This window comes from Candidatus Paceibacterota bacterium (assembly GCA_028716825.1).
In the GTDB taxonomy this organism is placed as follows: Bacteria; Patescibacteriota; Minisyncoccia; order Minisyncoccales.
In genome coordinates this window covers 1-22,966 of sequence record JAQUPA010000011.1, presented here as the reverse complement: position 1 = coordinate 22,966, position 22,966 = coordinate 1, and the positions used below count along the sequence as shown (strand labels likewise).

35 protein-coding genes and 2 tRNA genes are annotated in these 22,966 nt (G+C 31.4%); 9 read left to right on the top strand and 28 right to left on the bottom strand.

What is annotated here, in order from left to right:
* Window positions 1-146: 146 nt before the first annotated feature.
* The 3 genes from PHI88_02620 (at window position 147) to PHI88_02610 (ending at window position 1,223) form a co-directional block, all read left to right on the top strand.
* Entirely contained in the window at window positions 147-638 is a 492-nt protein-coding gene (locus tag PHI88_02620; protein ID MDD5552024.1) for a ribonuclease H-like YkuK family protein, read from the top strand.
* A complete protein-coding gene (locus tag PHI88_02615) occupies window positions 639-1,145 on the top strand; it encodes a hypothetical protein (GenBank protein MDD5552023.1) in 507 nt (168 codons plus the stop codon).
* Between the two features lie 3 nt (window positions 1,146-1,148).
* A tRNA-Arg gene (locus PHI88_02610) sits at window positions 1,149-1,223 on the top strand.
* A gap of 44 nt (window positions 1,224-1,267) precedes the next feature.
* Here the strand turns inward: PHI88_02610 and PHI88_02605 are convergent.
* On the bottom strand, window positions 1,268-1,528 hold the full coding sequence (locus PHI88_02605; GenBank protein MDD5552022.1) for a PLDc N-terminal domain-containing protein: 261 nt from the start codon (window positions 1,526-1,528) through the stop codon (window positions 1,268-1,270).
* A gap of 81 nt (window positions 1,529-1,609) precedes the next feature.
* Here PHI88_02605 and recG point away from each other — a divergent pair, with 81 nt between their 5' ends.
* The 3 genes from recG to PHI88_02590 all read left to right on the top strand — a co-directional run bounded on the left by recG (window position 1,610) and on the right by PHI88_02590 (window position 5,024).
* Window positions 1,610-3,691, top strand: coding sequence for an ATP-dependent DNA helicase RecG (gene recG / locus PHI88_02600; protein MDD5552021.1), 2,082 nt, complete (start codon window positions 1,610-1,612; stop codon window positions 3,689-3,691).
* Window position 3,692: 1 nt separating this feature from the next.
* Window positions 3,693-4,331, top strand: coding sequence for a class I SAM-dependent methyltransferase (locus PHI88_02595; GenBank protein ID MDD5552020.1), 639 nt, complete (start codon window positions 3,693-3,695; stop codon window positions 4,329-4,331).
* 114 nt (window positions 4,332-4,445) lie between these two features.
* Window positions 4,446-5,024, top strand: a complete 579-nt coding sequence (locus tag PHI88_02590; protein MDD5552019.1) for a histidine phosphatase family protein — start codon at window positions 4,446-4,448, stop codon at window positions 5,022-5,024.
* Between the two features lie 56 nt (window positions 5,025-5,080).
* Here PHI88_02590 and PHI88_02585 read toward each other — a convergent pair whose 3' ends face one another.
* The 5 genes from PHI88_02585 to aspS form a co-directional block, all read right to left on the bottom strand.
* The gene (locus PHI88_02585; GenBank protein ID MDD5552018.1) at window positions 5,081-5,509 is read right to left on the bottom strand and encodes a hypothetical protein; all 429 of its coding nucleotides are present in this window, start codon (window positions 5,507-5,509) and stop codon (window positions 5,081-5,083) included.
* Window positions 5,506-5,802: a PEP-utilizing enzyme gene (locus tag PHI88_02580; protein ID MDD5552017.1), complete on the bottom strand. Its 297-nt coding sequence runs from the start codon at window positions 5,800-5,802 to the stop codon at window positions 5,506-5,508. Before PHI88_02580 ends, PHI88_02585 begins: the two co-directional genes overlap by 4 nt.
* Before the next feature lie 162 nt (window positions 5,803-5,964).
* Window positions 5,965-6,036: transfer RNA gene (locus PHI88_02575), tRNA-Glu, on the bottom strand.
* 99 nt (window positions 6,037-6,135) lie between these two features.
* Window positions 6,136-6,567 (bottom strand): ribonuclease HI family protein, encoded by a 432-nt coding sequence (locus PHI88_02570; GenBank protein ID MDD5552016.1) that lies wholly within the window; start codon window positions 6,565-6,567, stop codon window positions 6,136-6,138.
* 4 nt (window positions 6,568-6,571) lie between these two features.
* Window positions 6,572-7,891: an aspartate--tRNA(Asn) ligase gene (gene aspS, locus PHI88_02565; protein ID MDD5552015.1), complete on the bottom strand. Its 1,320-nt coding sequence runs from the start codon at window positions 7,889-7,891 to the stop codon at window positions 6,572-6,574.
* Window positions 7,892-8,072: 181 nt separating this feature from the next.
* Here aspS and amrA point away from each other — a divergent pair, with 181 nt between their 5' ends.
* The 3 genes from amrA (at window position 8,073) to PHI88_02550 (ending at window position 11,100) form a co-directional block, all read left to right on the top strand.
* A complete protein-coding gene (amrA, locus tag PHI88_02560; protein MDD5552014.1) occupies window positions 8,073-8,597 on the top strand; it encodes an AmmeMemoRadiSam system protein A in 525 nt (174 codons plus the stop codon).
* A gap of 2 nt (window positions 8,598-8,599) precedes the next feature.
* A complete protein-coding gene (gene priA, locus PHI88_02555; GenBank protein ID MDD5552013.1) occupies window positions 8,600-10,426 on the top strand; it encodes a primosomal protein N' in 1,827 nt (608 codons plus the stop codon).
* Window positions 10,427-10,632: 206 nt separating this feature from the next.
* On the top strand, window positions 10,633-11,100 hold the full coding sequence (locus tag PHI88_02550; GenBank protein ID MDD5552012.1) for a GreA/GreB family elongation factor: 468 nt from the start codon (window positions 10,633-10,635) through the stop codon (window positions 11,098-11,100).
* 73 nt (window positions 11,101-11,173) lie between these two features.
* On the opposite strand, the gene lysS is transcribed toward PHI88_02550, so the two are convergent.
* The 22 genes from lysS to rplW are packed head-to-tail and all read right to left on the bottom strand — an operon-like array spanning window position 11,174 to window position 22,915.
* On the bottom strand, window positions 11,174-12,616 hold the full coding sequence (gene lysS, locus PHI88_02545) for a lysine--tRNA ligase (GenBank protein ID MDD5552011.1): 1,443 nt from the start codon (window positions 12,614-12,616) through the stop codon (window positions 11,174-11,176).
* An 11-nt stretch (window positions 12,617-12,627) separates the two neighbouring features.
* The gene (locus tag PHI88_02540; protein MDD5552010.1) at window positions 12,628-13,080 is read right to left on the bottom strand and encodes a GreA/GreB family elongation factor; all 453 of its coding nucleotides are present in this window, start codon (window positions 13,078-13,080) and stop codon (window positions 12,628-12,630) included.
* Between the two features lie 6 nt (window positions 13,081-13,086).
* On the bottom strand, window positions 13,087-13,830 hold the full coding sequence (gene map, locus PHI88_02535; protein ID MDD5552009.1) for a type I methionyl aminopeptidase: 744 nt from the start codon (window positions 13,828-13,830) through the stop codon (window positions 13,087-13,089).
* A 27-nt stretch (window positions 13,831-13,857) separates the two neighbouring features.
* A complete protein-coding gene (locus tag PHI88_02530; GenBank protein MDD5552008.1) occupies window positions 13,858-14,520 on the bottom strand; it encodes a nucleoside monophosphate kinase in 663 nt (220 codons plus the stop codon).
* Between the two features lie 11 nt (window positions 14,521-14,531).
* The gene (gene secY, locus PHI88_02525) at window positions 14,532-15,806 is read right to left on the bottom strand and encodes a preprotein translocase subunit SecY (protein MDD5552007.1); all 1,275 of its coding nucleotides are present in this window, start codon (window positions 15,804-15,806) and stop codon (window positions 14,532-14,534) included.
* Window positions 15,807-15,812: 6 nt separating this feature from the next.
* Complete coding sequence (locus PHI88_02520; protein ID MDD5552006.1) at window positions 15,813-16,136, bottom strand: hypothetical protein; 324 nt, start codon at window positions 16,134-16,136, stop codon at window positions 15,813-15,815.
* A 6-nt stretch (window positions 16,137-16,142) separates the two neighbouring features.
* Window positions 16,143-16,598 (bottom strand): 30S ribosomal protein S5, encoded by a 456-nt coding sequence (locus PHI88_02515; GenBank protein ID MDD5552005.1) that lies wholly within the window; start codon window positions 16,596-16,598, stop codon window positions 16,143-16,145.
* 15 nt (window positions 16,599-16,613) lie between these two features.
* On the bottom strand, window positions 16,614-16,973 hold the full coding sequence (gene rplR / locus PHI88_02510; protein ID MDD5552004.1) for a 50S ribosomal protein L18: 360 nt from the start codon (window positions 16,971-16,973) through the stop codon (window positions 16,614-16,616).
* Window positions 16,974-16,986: 13 nt separating this feature from the next.
* Entirely contained in the window at window positions 16,987-17,529 is a 543-nt protein-coding gene (gene rplF, locus PHI88_02505; protein MDD5552003.1) for a 50S ribosomal protein L6, read from the bottom strand.
* Window positions 17,530-17,538: 9 nt separating this feature from the next.
* Window positions 17,539-17,934, bottom strand: coding sequence for a 30S ribosomal protein S8 (gene rpsH, locus PHI88_02500; protein ID MDD5552002.1), 396 nt, complete (start codon window positions 17,932-17,934; stop codon window positions 17,539-17,541).
* A 12-nt stretch (window positions 17,935-17,946) separates the two neighbouring features.
* The gene (locus PHI88_02495; protein ID MDD5552001.1) at window positions 17,947-18,132 is read right to left on the bottom strand and encodes a type Z 30S ribosomal protein S14; all 186 of its coding nucleotides are present in this window, start codon (window positions 18,130-18,132) and stop codon (window positions 17,947-17,949) included.
* Between the two features lie 14 nt (window positions 18,133-18,146).
* The gene (gene rplE, locus PHI88_02490; GenBank protein ID MDD5552000.1) at window positions 18,147-18,722 is read right to left on the bottom strand and encodes a 50S ribosomal protein L5; all 576 of its coding nucleotides are present in this window, start codon (window positions 18,720-18,722) and stop codon (window positions 18,147-18,149) included.
* 4 nt (window positions 18,723-18,726) lie between these two features.
* Entirely contained in the window at window positions 18,727-19,047 is a 321-nt protein-coding gene (gene rplX / locus PHI88_02485) for a 50S ribosomal protein L24 (GenBank protein ID MDD5551999.1), read from the bottom strand.
* A gap of 11 nt (window positions 19,048-19,058) precedes the next feature.
* Window positions 19,059-19,430, bottom strand: coding sequence for a 50S ribosomal protein L14 (gene rplN / locus PHI88_02480; GenBank protein ID MDD5551998.1), 372 nt, complete (start codon window positions 19,428-19,430; stop codon window positions 19,059-19,061).
* On the bottom strand, window positions 19,427-19,669 hold the full coding sequence (gene rpsQ / locus PHI88_02475) for a 30S ribosomal protein S17 (protein ID MDD5551997.1): 243 nt from the start codon (window positions 19,667-19,669) through the stop codon (window positions 19,427-19,429). The genes rplN and rpsQ overlap by 4 nt, the downstream gene beginning before the upstream one ends.
* Before the next feature lie 19 nt (window positions 19,670-19,688).
* Window positions 19,689-19,898: a 50S ribosomal protein L29 gene (gene rpmC / locus PHI88_02470; GenBank protein MDD5551996.1), complete on the bottom strand. Its 210-nt coding sequence runs from the start codon at window positions 19,896-19,898 to the stop codon at window positions 19,689-19,691.
* A 16-nt stretch (window positions 19,899-19,914) separates the two neighbouring features.
* Window positions 19,915-20,322 (bottom strand): 50S ribosomal protein L16, encoded by a 408-nt coding sequence (rplP, locus tag PHI88_02465; GenBank protein MDD5551995.1) that lies wholly within the window; start codon window positions 20,320-20,322, stop codon window positions 19,915-19,917.
* 16 nt (window positions 20,323-20,338) lie between these two features.
* Window positions 20,339-20,971, bottom strand: a complete 633-nt coding sequence (rpsC, locus tag PHI88_02460; GenBank protein ID MDD5551994.1) for a 30S ribosomal protein S3 — start codon at window positions 20,969-20,971, stop codon at window positions 20,339-20,341.
* Window positions 20,972-20,981: 10 nt separating this feature from the next.
* On the bottom strand, window positions 20,982-21,371 hold the full coding sequence (rplV, locus tag PHI88_02455; GenBank protein ID MDD5551993.1) for a 50S ribosomal protein L22: 390 nt from the start codon (window positions 21,369-21,371) through the stop codon (window positions 20,982-20,984).
* Window positions 21,372-21,388: 17 nt separating this feature from the next.
* The gene (gene rpsS / locus PHI88_02450) at window positions 21,389-21,742 is read right to left on the bottom strand and encodes a 30S ribosomal protein S19 (protein ID MDD5551992.1); all 354 of its coding nucleotides are present in this window, start codon (window positions 21,740-21,742) and stop codon (window positions 21,389-21,391) included.
* Between the two features lie 16 nt (window positions 21,743-21,758).
* Window positions 21,759-22,592, bottom strand: a complete 834-nt coding sequence (gene rplB / locus PHI88_02445) for a 50S ribosomal protein L2 (protein ID MDD5551991.1) — start codon at window positions 22,590-22,592, stop codon at window positions 21,759-21,761.
* 44 nt (window positions 22,593-22,636) lie between these two features.
* Window positions 22,637-22,915: a 50S ribosomal protein L23 gene (rplW, locus tag PHI88_02440; protein ID MDD5551990.1), complete on the bottom strand. Its 279-nt coding sequence runs from the start codon at window positions 22,913-22,915 to the stop codon at window positions 22,637-22,639.
* Between the last annotated feature and the right edge of the window lie 51 nt (window positions 22,916-22,966).

The following is a 22,966-nucleotide window of genomic DNA, read 5'->3' as shown; positions in this document are numbered from 1 at the left end:
TTAACTCCAATGGAACAAATAACGCCTATTTCTCTTAAAAAAATTTCCAAGAAAAAACCAATGAATATAACACCAAAGAAAAAACCTGATGTAAAAGAGGTGAGAAAAATAATTGAAAAGGCCCTAAATAAAGAAAAATAAAATTTATGTTTGAATATTTTATAAGCCCAAGTAAAGGAAAAATGAATTTTAACAAGCTCCTTGAAGAAATAATTAATTATATATTGGAAGAGCCGCAAAAAATTTATCAGCTTGTTGTGGGCACTGATTCTGAAGGAAAAGAAGATCCTCTTTTTGTAACGGCGGTTGTTATACATAGAGAAGGACAGGGAGGAAGATTTTTTTACAAAAAAATAAAAAATGATAAAAAATACACTCTCCGAACGAGAATTTATGAAGAGACCATGATTTCACTTTCTTTGGCAATAAAAATCAGAGAAAAAGTAGAAAACAAGCTCCTCGAAATAATGCCAAATAACTACAAAAACCTGGAAATCCACACAGACATTGGGCAAGCCGGAGAAACAAAAGAAATGATAAAAGAGATTGTTGGAATGATAAAAGGAAATGGATTTGATGTTAAAATAAAACCAGAGGCTTTTGGAGCCACCGTAATAGCAGATAGGTGTCTTAAATAAATGAAAATACTAGATAATATAAAAAAGGAGAAAGGAAATAATCAATCATCTGTAGATAATTTAAAGACGCTTTTTGAATGGAAAATTAAAAAGAGTGCTCAACAAAGCATGGTTCTTAAGATAGGTGTAATTGTTTTTCTATTAATGATTACAATAATACTATTTTTGCAAAAAAATCTATTCGGAGGAATTGCGATATTAATGGCAATATTTTTAATATTCATGATGCAAACAAATAATAAAGAAAAGATCACATATGCTATTTTAGGAGGGGGAATAAAAATAGGAAAAGAAACTTTCCCCTGGAAAAATCTTAAAAGTTTTTGGATTTTTGAAAACATACCACAGCTTTATATAAAAACAAAAGGAAGTATTGTCCAGAACATTTCACTTCCAATAGAAGAAAAAAACATAGGAAAGATAAAAGAAATACTTCTTAATTTCTTAGCAGAGAAAGAAACAACTATAAGTTTAAGTGAAATTATATTTAAAAAACTAGGATTTTAAAATGCCCCCATAGTTCAACGGATAGAATGCAGGCTTGCGGAGCTTGAGATGCAGGTTCGATTCCTGCTGAGGGCACCAAAATCTAACTTTCTGCAAATTCCTACAATAAATTAAAGCTCTATCTATTTTTTATTTTTCGTTTTTTTCTTTGGAACTTTTCTTTTTATCATGAAATAATAAATTAAAGCTCCGACGAATCCGGTTAATGCGATTATCAATACCCACATTGTTTTATCGTCTTCTTTTTTAAAATCTCTCTTCACAACATCAACAAGCATTAGAATCCAAAAAATAATTGAAAATATTACTAACCCAAAAATTAAAAATGGGAAAATAAAGAAAAAGCTCGTAAAAGCTATTTTAAAAAAATCTATACCAACCATAATTTATAAATAAAATTAAATAATCTGACCTTTATAAAGCCTTCTATATCGCTTATAATATTAAATTATCATAAATCAAAAATGGCGCTAAATCAACCAATAGAATCATTTCGTTATATAGGCCCAGCATACTTAAAAAAACTTCAAAGGTTAAAGATTAAAACATTAAAAGATCTTTTTTTTCATTTTCCTCACAGATATAATGATTTTTCTAATTTAAAGAATATCTCTGATGTTAAGATTGGAGAGGAAGTTACGATTGAGGGCGAAATTAAAGAAATAGATACAAGAAAAAGCTTCAGAAAGAGGCTTTTTATAACAGATGCGCTTATCCAAGATAAAACAGGAACACTTAAAGTAATCTGGTTTAACCAACCATACCTTGAAGACACTTTAAAACCCGGCACAATTGCAAGTCTTGCAGGAAAAATTAAATCTGCGCCAGACGGCATGTTACTTTCAAGTCCTATTTATGAAAAAATGAAGGAAAATGACGAACTTAAACACACAAGGGGCCTCGTCCCTGTTTATCCAGAAACTGAAGGACTTTCTTCAAGATGGCTTCGATTCATTATCTATCCCCTCCTTAAAAAAAATATAAATGAATTTAAAGAATTTCTGCCAGGGGAAATTCTAGAAGAAAAGAAAATACCAGAAATTAAAAAAGCGATTTTTGATATTCATTTTCCGAAAACAAAAAAAGCAGCTGATAATGCTAAAAAAAGATTTTCATTTGAAGAACTTTTTTTAATCCAATTGATTTTTCAAAGACAAAAAAGAAAATTATCTCATAAAAAAGCACCAATATTAAGGCCAAAAAAAGAATATATTGAAGAATTCAAAAAACAGCTTTCTTTTGAGTTTACGTCTGACCAGAAAAAAGTTCTAAGAGAAATCTTAAACGATCTCCAAAAACACTCTCCAATGTCGCGACTTCTTGAAGGTGAGGTCGGTTCTGGAAAAACAATTGTTGCCGCTCTCTCATGCTTTGTAGCTATTAAAAATAACCACCAGGCAACAATAATGGCCCCAACAGAAATACTCGCCGAACAACACTTTAAAGAAATATCAAAAATCTTAGGAAAAATTAATATAAAAATTGCTATTTTAACAAGTGAAAAATGTAGCATACTCCAGGAAAATAAAATAAAAGAAATAAAACCGATTGAATTAATTCAAAAAAATAAAAATGGGGAAATTGATATGTTAATCGGAACACACAGTTTAATCCAAAAAAGAGTAAAATTTAAAAATCTTGGTCTTGTTGTTGTTGACGAACAACATCGTTTTGGAGTAGAACAAAGAGCAAAACTTTTAACAAATGGTGAACAAAAAACAGTACCTCATTTTCTTTCTATGACAGCAACTCCAATTCCAAGAACATTAGCCCTTGCTTTTTATAGCGACCTCTCGATTTCCCAAATTAAAGAATTACCAAGAGGCAGAAAAAAAATTATAACCAAAATCATTCCCCCATTAAAGAAAAAAGAGGTTTATAAATTTTTAGAAAAAGAAGTAAAGGAAGGAAAAAGAGCATTTGTAATTTGTCCTTTAATCGAAGAATCAGAAAAATTAGAAATTACAGCTGCTAAAAAAGAATTTGAAAGATTAAAAGAAAAAATATTCCCCAAATTAAAATTAGGACTTCTGCATGGTAAAATGAAAGCTAAAGAAAAAGAAAAAGCAATGAAAGAATTTAAAAATGGTAAAACCGAAGTTTTAGTTGCAACGCCAGTAGTTGAAGTCGGAATTGATGTGCCAAAAGCAACTGTTATGATAATCGAGGGAGCTGATAGGTTTGGGCTTTCACAGCTTTATCAATTCAGAGGAAGGGTTGGGAGGGGTAAAGATCAAAGTTATTGCTATTTATTTACTGATTCTGCGGCAAAGACAACAAAACAAAGACTAAAGGCGATTGAAAATGCAAAAGATGCCTTTGAGCTTTCAGAAAAAGACTTAAAGATAAGAGGACCTGGTGATTTTATAGGGAAACGACAGTCCGGAATACCAGACCTTACAATGGCGTCTCTAACTAATCTCTCTTTAATCAAAGACGCAAGAAAAGAGACAGAAAAAATACTTTCAAAAGATTCTCAACTAAGAAATTATCCTCTTTTAAAAGAAAAACTTTTAGAATTTAAAAAAGAAGTTTTTTTTGAATAATATGAACTACGACAAAAAATATTTCAAAAGACATTTTTCAGGCAAGGGCATTGCGGGTCCTTTTTACAGGAAATATATTGATATGAGAAATAAAATAATTAAAAAAGAAGTTTTGAGAATTATAAAAGAGGGAAAATTTCTAGACATTGGCTTTGGCGATGATAATTTAATTAAGTTTTTTCAAGACAGTTTTGAAGTTTTTGGTATAGATATATCAAAATACGCAATAAAAGAAATCCAAAAAAAATACAAAAAAGAAAATTTTAAAATATGCGATATTTCAAAAGAAAAAATTCCTTTTGAAGAAAAATTTAATGTAATCTCTGCAATAAACACAATAGAACACTTAAGAAATCTTAATTATGTTTTTGAAAAAATATATAATTCGCTTGAAGAAAATGGTCTTTTTGTAATGTACCTTCCAACGCAGAGTAATAAAATTTCAAAAACCCAATACAAATTGCTTTATAACGTCAAAGAGCATACTTTTCGTCCTTCGAATGAAAAACTTAAAAAAATGCTAAAAAAAGCCGGATTTAAGCTCGTTAAAGAATGCTCTGGAGGCTTTTTCCCGCTTAAGATAAAAAATAAACCAACGATAGATACTTTCAATCTTTATTTTGGTATATTCCAAAAATAAACTCTTTTTTGACACAGTAAATAAAATATGTTAGAATATATCTATGTTCTTTACATTTAAGAGCTTTATATATTGATAAAATAAGCTCTACGCAAAAAAGAAAGGGTGATTTTGATGAGTATAGATGTTATATTCCTGCGTCATGGCAATGATGATGCCAAAGGCCCAGAAGATGAAGAATCTAGCTTAACCAACGAGGGGATCTGCCAAATAGAACGGGTTGCAAGAAACCTCAGAGAGACTAAACTCTCAGCGGTTTATGCTTCTCCCCTTCTAAGGACGATAGAAACGGGAGAGATCGTCTGCAAAACGTTGGGAATAAAAAGGCCTATTGTCCTGGACTGGAGACTTTGCTATCGCAATAAAAACTCTCCCTTAGAGGAGTTTGTTAACGGATACAATAACGCAATAGCGAAGATCTCGAGTTATAAGGATCTACGGACAGAAAGAACCGTACAACTCGATTGGGTTCAGGTATGGCCTAGAAAGGCTAAGGAAATTCAGGATAACGTCCTGGATTTCATGAAGGAAATATCTGAAATATTCGAGCCCGGTTCGATTATTCTCGCCGTATCGCACGGCGGAGTAATAGAAGTGGCTAGCCCTTTCCCGTTCGAAAAGACACCAAAGAAAGGAGAGGGTCTTATTTTCCATTTCTGCAAAGGAAAGATAAGGGGGGTATGTCAACTATAATTTCCTTTGCGATTTTGACTCCGGCGCTTTACGCTCCGGGGTCTTTCTTATCTTGATTAAAAATAATCTTTAGGTTTAAGTTTAGAAAAAATTTTATTAAATCTTCCTTCGTCAAGGTATGTATTATTTTTAACCCTGTTTTTAATATCTTTTACAATAAGGTAAAAATCTTTCAATTTATTGAATTTATTATCTTTTTTATATCTATTTAAAATTTTTTTATCTTTAGTGTCTATCGCTAAAAAAAATTCATCTAAAGTAATGGGTGGTTTTATATGTTTAATTCTTTTTTCCAGGGATTCTAAAGCTATTTTTTCAGGGTACAAACAACCCAAAAAGTACAATATTGCCCGAGCTTCGTTTAAGTCTTTAAATGAAGAATTTTCATTATTTAGTATTGTCTGGTATCTCCCCCAGATAATTTCAATCCTTTTTTTAATTTTTTCGACATCCAAAAGATAAGTATATTTTAATAAATACTTCATATTATTTTTTTAATTGCCTTTTTTTGAAAATCTATAACTATTCTTTCCCCTGTTTTAAATTTATTTGTAGTATTATCGATGCCCATCAGAAGGGGTTTTTGAAACTCTCTTGCTATAATTGCTGCGTGACAAAGTTTATTATCTATCTCTGTAACTATAGCTTTTAGCTTTTTAATAGCCACCATAACCTCTGGAGTCGTGTTTTCTGCAATCAAAATTGATTCCTCTTTAATATTGTAATAATCGTCGTCATTTTTTATTACAACAACCTTGCCTTGAATAATATTTTGCATATTATTAAATTTTATCAAAAAACTCCACTTTGTGGAGCTTTTCCTTTTGCGGCGCTACGGGGAATTGAACCCCGGTTTGAAGGTTGTCCCGAAAATGTCTGTGAGCCAAAAACGAACAGTAACATTTTCGCGATCCCGTAAATTTCGATTTTATTAATGGTGCGCCGCATAGGAGAATCGAACTCCTGTTTGAAGGTTGAAAACCTCCTGTCCTAACCACTAGACGAATGCGGCATAGAAGGAAAAAAACGGGATCTCAAAAAATAACTTCGCTACGCTTCAGAATTTTTCGGGAAAAACCTCCTGTCCTAACCACTAGACGATAGCGCCAGCTCATATTAATTTTGATTGTTTCTTATCTATTGCTTGCCCCACTAAAGCGTCTGCTTCTTTATTTTGCTCTCGTGGAACGTGAATAAACTTAACATTTTTAAAGTCAATTTTCAAGTTCCAAACTTCTATAAAAAGTTGCTGTAAGTCTTTCTCTTTAATTTTATACTCGCCATTCAATTGTTTCACTAAAAGCTCACTGTCTAGATAACAATCGAGTTCGATATTTTTTACGTTCTTTTTTCCAAAGAGAAGTTTTGTTTTCTTTAAAGAAAAAATTAAGGCCTTATATTCTGCTTCATTATTTGTCGCGTTTCCAATTTTCTCTGAATATTTTTTTTCTTTTCCCTCGTCCTTAATAATGACCCCGATTCCTGCGGGGCCTGGGTTTCCTATCGCACCACCATCTGTGTTTATTATAATTTTTTGAGTCATTTACTTATGGAACTAATCTTTTAACATCGCGTGGGAACAAAGAAGCCTCTTTGACTGTAGAAAGTCCAAGAAGTTTATAAACTATTCTCTCGGCTCCCAATGCCCATCCACCGTGCGGCGGCATACCATATTCAAAGGTCTGCATATAAAATTCGAAGTCCTTTGGATTAAGTTTCCACTTTTTAATATTTTCTTTAAGCATCTCTGGATTATGTATTCTCTGGCTACCGGTTGCAATTTCTATCCCCTTAAATAACAAATCAAAGCTTTCCGTCTCCTCTAAATTTTCCTTGGAGGGCATTGTATAAAAGGGCCTTTTCTTCTTTGGATAATGGGTTAAGAAAACCAAATCAGAATTCCATTTTTCTTTAACGTACTTACCCGCCAATTCTTCTCCTCTTGGATCAATGTCATCATCGTCAGAAATTTTATGTCCATATTTTTCTTTTATAATCGTTTTTATTTCCTGCAATTTAATTCTCGGAATTTCTTTTGGAATGCTGGGAAACTCAACCTTAAAAATTTTAATATCTTCTTTATTTTTATTTATGGTTTTTTCTAAAACAAATTTAATCGTTTTTTCGATTTCGTCCATAACGTCCCCGACGCCCGATATAAAACCCATTTCCGCGTCCAGACTTATATACTCATTCATATGTCTTGTTGTAAAGTGTGGCTCTTTACGAAAAACAGGACCCACTTCAAAAACTCTTTCAAACGCACCTACGCCAATTTGCTTATAGAACTGGGGACTTTGAGCAAGAAATGCTTTTTTGCCAAAATAATCAAATGTGAAAAAATTTGCTCCACCTTCTGTGGCAGTCCCTAAAATTTTTGGCGTTTTAATTTCGGTAAAATCTAACTCTTTCATTATCGTTCTGTAATTCGAAATAATACTTTCAAAAACCCTAAAAATAGCCTTTACTTTACTGTGTCTTAAAGTAAAAGGACGATTATTCAGCAATGTAGTTAATTTAAGGTTTAGTTCTTCTTGGCTTAAATCTACCAGTGGTTCTTTTGTGGCTTTTGAAATAATTTCTAATTTTTCGGCTTCCATTTCTATCTTGCCGGTTCCTAAGCCCTTATTTTGCATTTTCTCAGGCCTTTCTTTAACCATTCCCTTAATCTCAACAACCCATTCAGGACGTAATTCTTTTGCTTTCTTATAATTTTCTCCAGCAAAAACAACCTGCAAAATTCCAGTTCTGTCTCTTAGGTCAATAAAAATAATCTTTCCATGATCCCGCCAAGAATTAATCCAGCCGCAAACTTTTACTTTTTTACCCTTTAATTTGGGCGTATCTTTTATTAAAATTCTTTTCATGATTATTTTTCACTCTTTAAAATATTTATAAGGAAATAGAAAAAAATCCCGGTAAGTATAACAACGGCAAATATCCAAACAATAGTAATTAAATCCATAACAAATAAAATCTCTCGCGTTTGCAAGATCGCAAATTAAATTATATATTTATTAATATAACACTTATTTTTCTTTAAGTAAAATGAATAAAATATTGACAGGGCTTGCAAAAATGGCTGTAGAAAATTATATAAAAGAAGAAAAAATAATTGATATTCCTGAAAATTTGCCAGAAAAAATAAAAAAAGAAATGGCGGGAGTTTTTGTTACTATTGAAAAAAATGGTGATTTAAGGGGGTGTGTTGGTACGCCAATCCCCACCAAAAAAAATATTGTAGAAGAGATAATTTCAAATTCAATTTCTGCCGCAACAAAAGATTTTCGTTTTGGACAAATAAAAGAAGAAGAACTTCCTAAACTTTCTTATACTGTTTATATTTTAGAAAAGCTAGTTAAAATAGTTTCAACTTCGGAACTTAATCCTAAAGAATATGGAATTATCGTAAAATCTCTTGAAAATCCCCTAAAAAGCGGCTTACTTTTGCCAGACCTTGAAGAAATAAAAACCAAAGAAGAACAAGTTTTTTTTGCGTGCCATAAAGCAGGTATAAATATTAAAAAAGAACCAATAGAAATATATAAATTTAAAGCCAAAAAATATAAATAAATATGTATATTACCAAGGTAGCGCCATTAACAAGGATTCCAAGACCTTCATCTCAATTTCTTTCCTATTTTACATCACACAAACTAGAAAAGGGGTCTTTAGTCAAAATACCTCTTCGCAAAAAAAAAGTGGAAGCGGTTGTTTTCTTGCAGAAAAAAGTTATTGATTTAAAAACAGAGATTAAAAAAGCAGATTACAGTCTAAAGCCGATTTCTAAAATAATAGAAAAAAACTCTGTCTTACAAAAACAACAAATAGAACTTGCAAAATGGATGACAGACTACTATTGGGCATCTTTTGGAAAAATTCTTTCTATATTCTTGAGAAATTCAAAAAATAAAGAAATTAAAAAAATAAATTTAAATAAAAAGAAATATAAAACAGAAATTAAAATATTGCCATTTGGAGAATTTCCGGAAAGTCAAATTAAAAAAGCTATTAAAAAAGGAGAAGTTTTATTTTTAACTCCAGAAAAAACGAAAATAAAATTTTGGAAAGAAAAATTAAAAAAATATAAATCTTTAAATTTAATAATCGGAACGCGATCAAGTATTTTTCAGCCATTTAAAGCCTTGAAACTTATTGTTCTTTCAGAAGAAGGAAATCCAAATTATAAAGCTCAAATGGAGCCGCGATATAACGCTAAAAAGATAACGGAAAAGTTAGCAGAAATCTGGGGAGTAAAATTAATTATCCTATCTTCTTTCCCATCAGTTGAAACATATTACAGAGCAACGAGCAACAGACTACAGGCAACAGATAACAAAAAAACTAGCAAATTGTCAGTTGCGGATCATAAATCATTGGTTGCGAGTCAAGTTGTCGATATGCGCCAAGTAAAACCCTGGAAACCACTTTCTGACGAACTAATCATTTCAATGAAAGAAAACATAAAAAAGAAGGGTAAGACTTTACTTTTTTTGAACCGGCGAGGAACAGCAACAACTCTTTTATGCCAAGACTGCGGATGGATTCAAAAATGTGAAAACTGTGATGTTCCTCTCACTTACTATTTAAAAAGAGATTTTGAAAAAATAACACCAGAGTTAGTATGTCATTATTGTGATAAAGAATATAAAGCGCCAACAATTTGTAAAAACTGTAAAAGCTGGAATTTAAATATTCTTGGCATTGGCACAGAAAAAATAGAAGAAGAACTTACAAAAATTTTTGGGAAACAAAAAATTTTAAGAATGGACAGTGAGACTACAAAGACAGAAAAAGAACAAAAAAAAATATTAAAATCATTTCTAAAAGAAGAATCATCCTTACTCCTTACAACTTCTATAATTTTTAAATATTTTCCAATAAAAAAAATACCACTTGTTGCTATGGTTTCTATAGATTCACTTATTTCTCAACCAGATTTTAAATTAGAAGAAGAATGTGCAAGGATAATAGACTTATTATATTATGTCTCTGGAAAAAAAATTATAATCCAAAGTTTTTTTCCTGAGTCAAAAGCGGTTTCATGGATTAAAAAAAATAAGGAATCTTTTTATAAAAAAACCATACAAGAAAGAAAAAATAACAATTATCCGCCCTTTTGGAGTCTTATTAAAATTTCCATAACTCATAAAAATAAAAAAAGGATAAAAAATGAAGCCTTTTTTTTAAAACAAAAAATTGAAGACAGAATTTTGAAATATAATCTTAAAAATTTCAAAATTATAGGCCCGGCGCCTGCCTTTATAGAGAAAACAAGAGGAGAGTATCATTGGAAGTTAATACTAAAATTAAAAGATGTAAATTTAAAATCAAGAAATAATTTATTAAGTATTATCCCTAAAAACTGGAAAGTAGATGTTGACCCAGAAAGAATAATATAGCATAGATTAAAAACTCTTGACAAATTTTATTTTAGAGATAGAATGGAATATTTCCTTAAAAAATATGGAATCTCGTCTATTTACAAAAAAATTTATTGCATACGGCCTCTGGATTAAAGAGAGGTTTTTTGGTCCCCAAAAATAATAATAACTTAGCGATCAAAAACCTCTCCAAAAAAGAGAGGTTTTTTTATCGCTAAAAATTTATGGAAGAAAAAACATACCATCTTACTTCTGAAGGTTTTCAAAAATACAAAGAAGAATTTAAAAAACTAAAAGAAAACCTAAGAGAAAAAAAGTTAAAGCTAAAGGAATTAAGAGACGAAATTTGGAAACCCGAAGATTTAAATCCCGACTATGAAATTATAGAATCAGAAATAATATCTGCGGAAATAAAATTAAAAGAATTAGAAAATATCTTGAAAAATTCAAAAAGTATAAGAAAAAGAAATCAAAAAGCAGCAAAAATAACTATTGGCTCAAGGGTTATAACACAAACAAAAAAAACAACCGAAAAATTTATAATTGTAGAAACGATAGAGGCAAATCCTAGCAATGGTAAGATTTCTAAAGAATCTCCTGTTGGCAAAGCATTTCTTGGTAAAAAAATAGGAGATATCGTTATTGTAAGCTTCCCTCAAAAAACTACTTATAAAATAAAGAATATAACATAACTTAAAAACTGTTCTGCAAAAATAAAAAACAGGGGAATTTATATTTATATACTCCTGTTTTTTTTAAAAAAGATTAACGTGGTCTCATCAAGGGAAATAGAATCACCTCTTTTAAACTTTTTGAATCTGTTAAAATAGCGACTATTCTATCAATCCCCATCCCAAAACCAACAGCCGGAGGCATGCCATAACTTAAAGCTTCGATAAAATCAATATCAAAAGGATGGGCTTCTTTGTCTCCTTTTTTTCTCTCTAATTTTTCATACTCAAATCTTTTTTTCTGGTCAATTGGATCATTTAACTCTGAGAAAGCATTAACCGTCTCCCAGCCACCAATTATAAGTTGAAACCTTGATGCTAAATCAGGGTCTCTATTAAAGTTTTTTGCAAGAGGTGTTAATTCAATTGGTTGATATAAAACAAAGGTAGGTTGTAAAATTTCTTCTCTGCAAGCTTTTTTAAAAATATCATCTAAAATTTTAAATCTTGATTTTTCTTTTGTTGGAATTTTAAATTTATTTGCAATTTCCTTAATTTTAATATCCGAAATTTTTCTAAAATCAACCTTAAATTTTTTCTCTAATAAATCATAAAAATTTATTTTCCTAAAAGGAACTGTAAAGTTTATATCTTTTCCTTGGTATTTTATCTTATTTTTTCCAAAAACATTCTTTACCAGCAGTTTTATCATCTTTTCACAAAAATCCATCATCTCTTCTAAATTTATATAAGCCCAGTAAAATTCTAGCATAGTAAAATCGGGGTTGTGTGATTTATCTATGCCTTCATTTCTGAAAACTCTGCCAATTTCATAAACTTTATCAAATCCTCCAACGAGCAGTCTTTTTAAATAAAGCTCAGGCGCTATCCTTAAAAAAAGATTAATATCAAGAGATTTATGATGTGTTTTGAAGGGCGTTGCTGCTGCCCCTCCGTGGACATGTTGTAAAATGGGCGTTTCAACTTCTAAAAACCCTTCTTCTTCTAAAATTTTTCTGATTTCAGAAACGATTTTAGACCTTAAAACAAAGATTTCTTTTGTTTCAGACGACATTAAAAGATCAAGATATCTTTTTCTAAATCTCTCTTCAATATCCTGAATACCATGCCATTTTTCAGGCAAAGGAAGAAGTGACTTTGCTAAAATTTCGTATTTAAAAACTTCTATCGTCTTCTCGCCCTTCTTTGTTAAAAACATTTTCCCTTCAAATAAAATAAAGTCTCCACTGTCAATATTTTCAATAAAAAAATTATAATTTTCACCAAGCTTATCTTTTTTCAAGAATGCCTGAATTCTACCAGTCCCATCTTCTAAATCTAAAAATAAAGAACCACCATGTCTTCTTATCGTTATAATCCTGCCAGCTAAAATCACTTTCCTTCCCTTTTTGAATGGAGAAATAACATCTTTTATTCTTTGGTTTTTTTTAAAAAAAGAAGGGTAGGGATTTATACCTGCATCTTTAATTTTTTTTAATTTTTTGGCCCTATCTTTTTTTATATTTTCAAGAGACATATATTAAAAAGTTAATCAATAAATAATATCTCGTATTCTTTATTACCTTCTGGTGTTATTATTTTTATTTTATCACCTTTTTCTTTTCCTAAAAGGCCTTGACCAAGAGGCGACTCATAAGAAACTTTTCCTTCTTTAAAATTAGCGTCCTCGGGAGAAACCAATGTAAGTTCTAAAAAATCATTATTATTTTTTACTCTAACCTTGGAATAAAAAGAAACTTTATCATTAGAATCCAGCTTCTTTTTAACTTGGACGTTCTTTATTTTTTTCTCAAGTTCCATTATTTTTGTTTCAAGTATTTCTTTATCTTCTCTAGCTTGCTGGTATTCTGAATTTTCAGTAAGATCACCAAAACCTGCACTTTTTTTTAAGCGTTCTGCTATCTCCTTTCTTTGAGATTTAAGCTTTTCTAGATCTGATTTTAATTTTTCTAATACTTCTTCTGAAACAAATGAATCCATATATTTTTATTCTGTTAAAACTATCGGGCCTTCTTTTGTAATGGCGATCGTATGTTCAAAATGGCAGGATAAAGAACCATCTTTTGTTTCATATCCATAACCATCTTTTGATTTCTTTATCTTCCAATCTCCCATAGTAATCATTGGTTCTATACAGAAAACCATTCCTTCTTTAATTTTCTCGCCCCTATGTCTTTTCCCAAAGTTTAAAACCTGCGGTGGTTCATGTAATCTTTTCCCAATCCCATGCCCACAGAGATCCCGTACAACATTAAATCCTTGCCCTTCAACATACCTCTGGATAGTATTTCCAATATCTCCGAAAGTATTGCCTATTCTTGATTTTTTAATTGCTAATTTTAAAGTTTTTTTCGTTACCCAAATTAATCTCCTTTTTTCTGGAAGAACTTCACCTATTGGAACTGTAACTGCCATATCCGAATGATATCCTTTAAAATAAATACCTAGGTCTAGGGATAAAATATCTCCATTTCTTAAGATTCTTTCTGAAGGTATAGCATGTACAATCTCTTCATTTATCGATGAACAAAGAACAGCAGGATATCCTTCAAAATTTAAAAAAGATGGTTTTACGCCTCTTTTTTTAATGAGTTCTCCCGCTTTTTTTTCAAGATCTTTAGTCTTTATCCCGACTTTCGATTCTTTTTTAAGTAATTTTATTATTTCTGATAAAATTTTCCCGCCTTCTCTTATTAAAGAAATTTCCTGACTTGTTTTTATTGAAACCATAAATTAAAATTTTCAGCCCGTAGCTAATCAATCTCGAACTGAAAGTTTCCCAACCATCTCATCAAAAACTCTCTCGATAGATTGTTCACCATTAACCTCAATTAGTCTTTTCTGTTTTTTGTAGTATCTAATCGCTTGTGCGGTCTCTTTATTATATTCTTCAAGCCTTTTTTTAATACCTTTAATTTCGTCATCCGATCTTACAATAAGCTCTCCCCCACATTTATCGCATTTTTTAATTCTTTTAAACTCTCCCAGCCAAGGAATAAGATTACCGCATTTTTTACATTGTCTTCTTTTCGTAAGACGATTAAATGATTCCTTGTTAGAAATTTTAATCAAAACAAATTTTACTTTATCTGCCCAAGCATACCACTCTAAAGATTCATCCATTAAAATAGACTCATAAATTGTTCTCGTCCAACCATCTAAAACAAAACCCTTAATATTTTTTTTCTTTTTAAGCTTCTCTAGCTTATCTCCCAGAATCTTTATAACAACAAAACTTGGGACTAATTCGCCTTTATTCATCGTCTCTTTAAGCTTCTTTCCGGTAAAATCATTTACTTTTTGACGTTTTCTTAAAACATCCCCACTACCGACATATTCTAAAAAAAATTTATCAGCTAATAACTTAGCTTGGGTTCCTTTCCCGGAACCGGGTGGACCAATTAAATTTATTATCTTCATATTATTTAAGATTACTCATAACTTCTCATTTCAAGCTCACCTTTAATCTGAGCCATAGTTTCAAGAACCACAGCTACAATAATTAGAAGCGAAGTACCTCCCAACACAAATCCAAAAGTAGAAATACCAGTCAATCCCTGAACAACTGATGGCATAACAGCAATAATACCTAGAAATATCGCGCCAACAAACAAAACCCTGTTTAAAATATGGCGTAGAAAATTCGCTGTATTCTCGCCCGGTCTTATTCCCGGAATAAATCCTCCCATTTTCTGTAAATTTTCTGAAACATTATTAGGATCAAAAGTAACTGCTGTATAGAAATAAGTGAAAAGCACAACAAGAATGAAATAACTTAATCCATAAACTAATTGTCGCTGGAATAAATTGTTTAAAAAATTCGCTACCGTGGCAAGAAATGTGATGGAGCTACCTTTAAAGGCAGAGCCAAGCATACCAGGAATAAGCATAATCGACATTGCAAAAATAATTGGCATGACTCCCGCTGGATTTACCATCATTGGAAGATATGTTTGGACACCACCATACATTTTATGTCCCCTCACTCTTTTTGCATAAGACACAGGAACATTTCTTCGGGCTTCATTTATTATCACAACACCTACCATGATAATAAGTGCAACAGCTATAAACGCTAACCAAGCAGGTAATTGCGATGGATCCCAAGTTATTGCAGATTGTCTTATAGATGCGGGGACTCCTGATATAATACCAGCGAAAATCAAAAGCGATATGCCATTACCAATTCCCTTTTCTGTAATTAACTCTCCGATCCACATCAAAAACATAGCGCCTGCGGTAATTGTAATAATAGAGGTGATAAGATGAAAAGTTGTAAAGCCCACAATAACTTTCTGGCCTTGAAGAACTTTCAACATAGCAAAGCTCTGGAGTATCGCCAAGGGCACTGTTAAAATACGAGCATATTGATTAAATTTCCTTTGGCCCTCTTCTCCTTCTTCCTTATATAATTCTTCAAGACGAGGAAAAACTAAAGTTAAAAGCTGCATTATAATAATCGCTGTAATATAGGGTCCTATACCAAGCATTACTACAGAAAGTCTTTCAAGGGCTCCACCAGTAAAAATGTTCATTAAACCAAAAAACTGATTTCTGCTAAAAAATGCAGATAGCCTTGCAGCATCAATACCCGGGATTGGAATACTTGCTGCTGCGCGGAATATTACCATCATTACAAAAACAAATAAAATCTTTTTTCGTAGATCTTTATGTTTGAAAATCTCAAGAAATTTTTTAGTCCACATAAATTTTTATTTTTTCGGTGTTTGCCTTCGTAAAACGCTTCTTTTACTTTTATTTCTGGTGTTTTTGGGTTTAAATTTTAAAACATTTTTTGCCGAATTTCTTTTTGCCTTTCCTTTATCACTTTTATTTTTTTTCGGATATTTGAATTTATAACCTCTTAGTTTTGGAATCTTTTTTACCAAATCTCGAAGCTCTGGCCTTATTTTTGCCCCTGCCCTGGCCTTTTGGCCTTTAACACCTCTTCCGCAATATGTCCCTTTTTTTCCTCCACGACCTACTCTCTTTTTTTGTTTTAACTTATGTATTGGTCTAATCTCGTGAAGCTGCATATAATATTATGATTTTTTTATTTTTTTAATTTTTTCCAAAGCCTTTAATGTGGCTCTTGCAATATTAATTTTATTATTTGTCTTTGAAAGTAACTTACCGGTAACATTCTCTATTCCGGCAAGGTCACAAATCACCCTCACAACCCCACCAGCAACAATACCTCTTCCTTTTTTCTGGGGTTTTAATAAAATTTTAGCACCTTGATATTTTATTGTAATATCAAAAGGTATTGTTTCATTTTCTATTTCAACATCTAAAAGATCTTTTTTTGCTTTTTTTGTAGCCTTTTCTATAGCCTGGCTAACATCTCTTCCTTTAGCCACACCAACTCCCACTTTACCGTTTTTATTTCCCACAGCTATTGTTGCTCTAAAACGAAAAGCTCGCCCACCTGCTGTTACCCTTGTAACGCGAGCAATGTCTAAAAGCCTGGATTCGAATTCTTCTTCTTTAAAATTCATATATTTATTTATAGATTAAAACTTTAAACCCGCCTTTCTAGCGCCGTCAGCCAATGCTTTCACCCTTCCGTGATATTTATAACGACCTCTATCAAAAACTACTTTTTTTATTGCTTTTTTTGATGCTTTTTTTGCGATAAGTTCTCCCAACATAAAAGCTCTTTCTGATTTTTCTCTTTTTGTCTTTTCAATCTCTTTATCGCTTGCTGCAACCAAAGTTTTTCCTTCTTTGTCATCAATTATTTGAGAAAAGATATGCTTGTTTGAACGAAAAACTGAAAGACGGGGACGATCTTTTGTGCCTCTTATTTTCGCCATTTGTCTTCTTTTTTTTCTCTTGATTTTTATCTCTTTTTCTTTTTGTTTTTTTTTCATAAACCCCATTTAATTATTCCATTGTTGCAACCGCCTTTTTACCTGCTTTTTTTCTAACTATTTCATCTTCATAATGAATGCCTTTCCCTTTATATGGTTCAGGAGGACGAACTTTTCTTATTTTTGCTGCAATGTTTCCAACTAGCTCTTTATCAACTCCGCTTATAATTATAATATTTTTCTCTATTGAGAAAGAAACATTTTCAGGAGGAGAAATCTTAACGGGATGGGAAAAACCTACGTTCAAAACTAAATCCTTACCTTCAAGACTCGCCCTCCATCCGACTCCTTCTATCTTCAGTTTTTTTTCAAATCCTTCCTTTGCTCCCTTTATCATATTTGATACATGAGATCTCCAGGTCCCCCAATATGCTTTTTTCTCTTTTGGGCCACTAAAAGAAACTTTCAAAATATTTTCTTTTTTTTCTATCGAAATCTCGGGGGGAAAATTTCTTTCTAATTTTCCTTTAGGTCCCTCAACTAAAATTTTATCTTCTTTAATATCCACTTTAATTCCTTCTAAAATTTCGATTTGTTTTTTGCCTACCTTGCTCATAATTTTATTTTACCAAACCTCACAAAGAACTTCTCCTCCTGTTTTTTCCTTCTTCGCTTCTTTTGAGGTTAGGATACCTTTTTGTGTTGATAATAATAAAACACCATAGCCAGATTTTGGAAAATAAACATTTTTACTTTTCATATACACTCTTCTTCCTGATTTTGAAACCCTTTTTAAATAATTTATTCTTGGACTACCATCTTTATTGTATTTAAGAGAAATAATAATTTTATTAGTTTTTTTTCCTCTTTTTTTAATGCTTTCAATAAATCCTTCTTTTTCTAAAACTTTTAAAATGTTGTACTTTAAATTAGAAAAAGGAATACTTACCGTATTTTTCTTAGCGGCTTGAGCATTTCTAATCTTTGTTAACATGTCGGCAATTGGATCCATAATTTTAATAAGATTAACAAACTACCAAGACGATTTTTTAATTCCGGGCAAAAGACCTTTATTTGCTAATTCCCTAAAACATATTCTACACAAACCAAATTTTCTTATATACCCTCTTCTTCTTCCACACCTAAAACATCTTCTGGTTTTTCTTGTCTTATACTTTGGTTTTGCTTTGGTTTTCTCTATTTGTGATTTTTTTGGCATCTCTTTTTTGAAAATTAATCAATAAATTTATTTTTTTCTCCTGGAGCCAACGGGATCTCCAAAAGTTTAAAAAGATTAACGGCTTCTTTTCTTTTTTTAGCATTTATGACGATAGTAACCTCAAGCCCAAAAATATTTTTTGCTTTTTCTGGTGCAATTTCTGGAAAAATTATATGCTCCTTTATTCCTATCGTGAGGTTACCACCTTCGTCAATAGATTTTTCTTTAATGCCCCGAAAATCTCTCATTCTCGGAATAACAATATTAAACAGACGATCTAAAAAATCAATCATTCTCTCACCTCTTAAAGTCACTTTTAGTCCAACTGGCGATCCTTCCCTTGTTTTGAAACCAGCAACTGCTTTTTTACTTTCTGTTAAAATAGGCTTCTGTCCTGCGATTAAAGACATCTCGCTAACAATATTCTCAATCACCTTATTTCTATTTGAAGGATCAATATTACTTAAGATCTTCCCAATCCCCGTGTTTATAATCACTTTTTCTATCCTTGGAATGGATAAATCATTTTTATAGCCAAAATCTTTTTTCATTTCAGGAATTACCTTTTTTTTATAGTTTTCTTTTAACATATTCTTATAAAATTTCAGCATTACATTTTTTACATAACCTATATTTTTTTTGTTTGTCTTTATCTTTTTTTATTTTATACCCCACTTTCGTTGGTTTTTTACACTTAGGACATATTAATTTTACATTTGAGACATCAATTGGTCTTGGCATATCCACTATTTGCCCTTTTTCTCCTTCTTTCTTTGGCCTTACATGTTTTTTAATAATATTCAAACCCTCAACAATAATCTTATTTTGTTTTGGAAAAATTTTAAACACTTTGCCTTTCCTGCCCCTGTCTTTCCCAGCTGTTATTAAAACATTGTCCTCTTTTTTGATTTTCATATCTTAAAAAATTAAACTAATTCTTTTGCCATTTCGGTAATTTTCTTAAAACCCTTTTGGCGAAGAATTCTTGGAAGGGGTCCTAAAATACGATTTCCTTTCGGAGATTTGGTTTTTCCCTCAAGAATAACTACTGCATTTTCGTCAAATTTTAAATAGCAACCGTTTTCTAAACGATATGGCTTTTTCTGACGTACGATAACTGCCCTTAAAATATCTTTCTTTTTTACTATTTTTCTTGGTTCTGCTTCTTTAACAGAAACTATAACAACATCACCAATTCGTGCATATCGATGTCTTGTGCCTTTTGGTATTTTAAAACACTGAACTATTTTTGCTCCAGTATTATCAGTTACTTTCAATTTAGTACCCGCTTGAATCATTTTTTTGTTTTGTTTTTTAAAACCACCCATCTTTTATCTTTGCTCTGTGGCCTTGTTTCTTCAATAGTTACCTCATCACCTTCTTTAAATTTATTATCTTCGTCATGCGCTTTATATTTTTTTGAAATAAAATATCTTTTTTTGTATTTTGGATGGTAAACTGCTCTTTCTATCTCCACAACAACAGTTTTTTGCATTTTATCAGAAACAACCCTACCTTTTAATTTTTGTTTTGCCATAAATTTATTAAGAAATAATTTATTTTTTGACTTGATTTTGTTTTTCTTTTTTTATATCAACTACTGTTAATATTCTCGCGATATCCCTTTTGATCAATCTAATTTCTCTTACGTTCTTTACCTTCCCTGTTGCAATAGAAAAGTTAATCTGGCGAAGCCTTTCTCTTTTCTCCTGCAATAACTGTTGTCTCTCTTTTTCAGGTTTTTTCTCGATTTCTTTTATCTTCATAACTTCTATATAAAAATTATTCGTTGCTTATTACTTTTGTTTTGATGGGAAATTTTCTGCCGGCCTGTTTTAATGCGTCCTTAGCAACGTCCGGAGGAATACCATCTACCTCAAAAATAATCCTACCCGGTTTAATCGGATAAACATAATGATCCACTCCTCCTTTACCACCTCCCATGCCAACTTCATTTCCTTTAAAAGTTACGGGCTTGTCAGGAAAAATTCTTATCCAAATCTTTCCTTTGCCTTTAAAATATCTCAAAAGTACTCTTCTTGAAGCCTCTATCTGGTTTGATTTTATCCAATGTGGCTCCATTGCTTTTAAGCCAAAACTTCCAAAGTTTATCTCGGTACCTCTATTGGCGATTCCTTTTGTCTTGCCTTTCATCATTTTTCTGTGTTTTACTCTTTTTGGATAAAGCAACATAATAACTAAAATATTAAATTTTCTCGCCTTTGTAAAGCCAAACCTTTACGCTTACGGTGCCGTAACTACAACGAGCTCTTTGTTCAGAATAGTCTATATCGCTTCTTAATGTCTGCAAAGGCAATTTTCCTTCTTTAAACGTTTCTGATCTTGCAATATCGGCACCATTTAATCTTCCTTTTATTTTTATCTTTAAACCCTCTACTTCTCTTCTCTGGAATATCCTTTCTATTGCTCTTTTGGCAGCTCTTCTATAAGGGACTCTTCTTTCTATATCCATTGCAATCTGCTGAGCAATAATAGAAGCACTTAAAGACGGATCTTTCACTTCCTCAATATCAATCTTAATTTCTTTTTCCTTTATCATTTTTGCGACTGTCTTTGAAAGCATTTCAACGCCCTCGCCCCCTCTGCCAATAACAACTCCTGGCTTTGGTGTTTTTATTATAATATTAATTTTATTGCCCGTTCTTTCTATTTTAACTTTCTCTATAATTCCCTTGCCCAGTTTCTTTTTAAGAAAATCCCTTATTTTTAAATCTTCTTGAATTATTTTTTTATATTTTTTTAGCGAAGAAAACCAAACCGATTCCCATTCTTCGGTAATTCCTATTCTAATTATTTTTGGATGGACTTTATGTGCCATAATTCAATGCTTATTTATTATTTTTGGAAGATTTTTTTAATTTATTTTTTTTATCATTTTCTTTTGGAGCTAAAATAATCTTAATATGACTAGTTCTTTTTTTAATCTCATTAGCACTGCCTCTTGAAACTGGACGCCATCTTTTTAATTTAGGGCCTTCTTCAACAACTATTTTCTTTATAAAAAGTTTCTTTACTTCTTCGTTTTTTAAATCAAGATTATTTTTGGCATTCGCTGTTGCAGAGTCTAAAATCTTTGAAACAGGCAAAGATCCCCTTTTTTTGTAAAATTTTATTTCTCTCTTTGCGTCTTCTAATGTTTTGCCCCTTATCAAATCTGCAATTAATCTAATTTTCCTTGGTGCAATCCTATAATTTCTTAATGAAGCTTTTATTTCCATAGTAAATTATTAACTATTTAGTTTTTTTCTTTCTTTTCGCCTTCTGTTGGGCTCATTTTTGATGGCTCTGTACCGCTCACTTGTCCTTCTGTTTTTGCTAATTCTCTTTCCATTCTTCCGCCATGTTTGGTAAATTTTGTTGTAGGAGAAAATTCTCCAAGTCTGTGGCCTACCATTTCTTCTCTAACATCTACGGATAAAAATTCTTTTCCATTATGAACCAAAAAAGTAAATCCTACCATCTCAGGAATAATCATTGAAGACCTTGACCATGTCTTAATTGGTTTTTTATTATTCTCTTCTTTGGCTTTTTTTAATTTCTTTAACAATTTTTCATCTAAATATACTCCTTTTTTAAGTGATCTGGCCATGATTGTTTAATAAATATTATTTTTTCTTACTTTTTCTTTTTCTAATTATAAACCTGTTAGAAAATTTGCCTTTTTTTCTGGTTTTTACTCCAAAAGCAGGCTTTCCAGTTGGAGTCTTGGGATGTTTTAATCCAATTGGTGATCTTCCTTCACCTCCTCCATGAGGATGATCAACAGGATTCATCGCGCTTCCCCTTACTTTTGGTCTTTTGCCTCTATGCCTTGACTTACCGGCCTTTCCTAAAACTTCTGTTTTGTGATCGGGATTAGAAACTATTCCTACTGTAGCATAATTTTCTTGAAGGATTTTTCTTATCTCTTTTGAAGGTAAAACTACATTAGCATATGTCCCTTCTTTTGATAAAATCTGAGCATAAGAACCTGCGCTTCTTACAATTTTTCCTCCTTTTCCGGGAATAATTTCTATGTTAAAAATCGAAGTACCAACGGGTATATTTTTTATTTTTAATCTGTTTCCTGTTTTAACCTGTGCATCTTCCTTGCAAATTACCTCATCTCCCAATTTAATCTTTTCAGGAGATAATCTATATCTCTTCTCGCCATTCTTATATAAAAGCAACATTATAAAAGCGGACCTGTTTGGATCATATTCTAAAGATTTAACTTTAGCTGGAATATCCATTGCTTCCTGACCAAAATCAATTTTTCTATAAGCTCTTTTTTCTCCACCTCCCCTATGACGAATAGTAATTCTCCCTTTTTTATTTCTCCCAGCTTTTACTTTTAAGGATTTTACTAATTTCCTTTCTCTTTTCTTTTTTGTCAAAACAGAATAATCGTGAGTTATCATTCCTCTCTGGCCCGGGGTTGTTGGTTTTTTTACTTTCATGAAATTTTAATAACGGATTTTAATATATTAAATCTAGTAAAAAACTATCTTGGCACCACTTCTATTTTATCTCCTTTTTTTAATGTCACAATTGCTTTTTTATAACCTGGTTTTTTTCCTTCGACTTGACCTATTCTTCTCTTCTTGCCTTTTGTGTTCATAATGTTTACTTTATCGACTTTTGCTCTATAAATATCTTCAATTGCTTTTTTGATTTCTCGCTTATTTGTTCTTTCTAAAACTTTAAAAATATATTTACCTTGTTCTTCAAGAAATGTTGCTTTTTCTGAAATTAAAGGCTGTTTTAATGAACGCCACGCAATATCACTCTTACCAGGGGCAATGACCCTGGTTTCTTTTTTTATTTCTTTTAT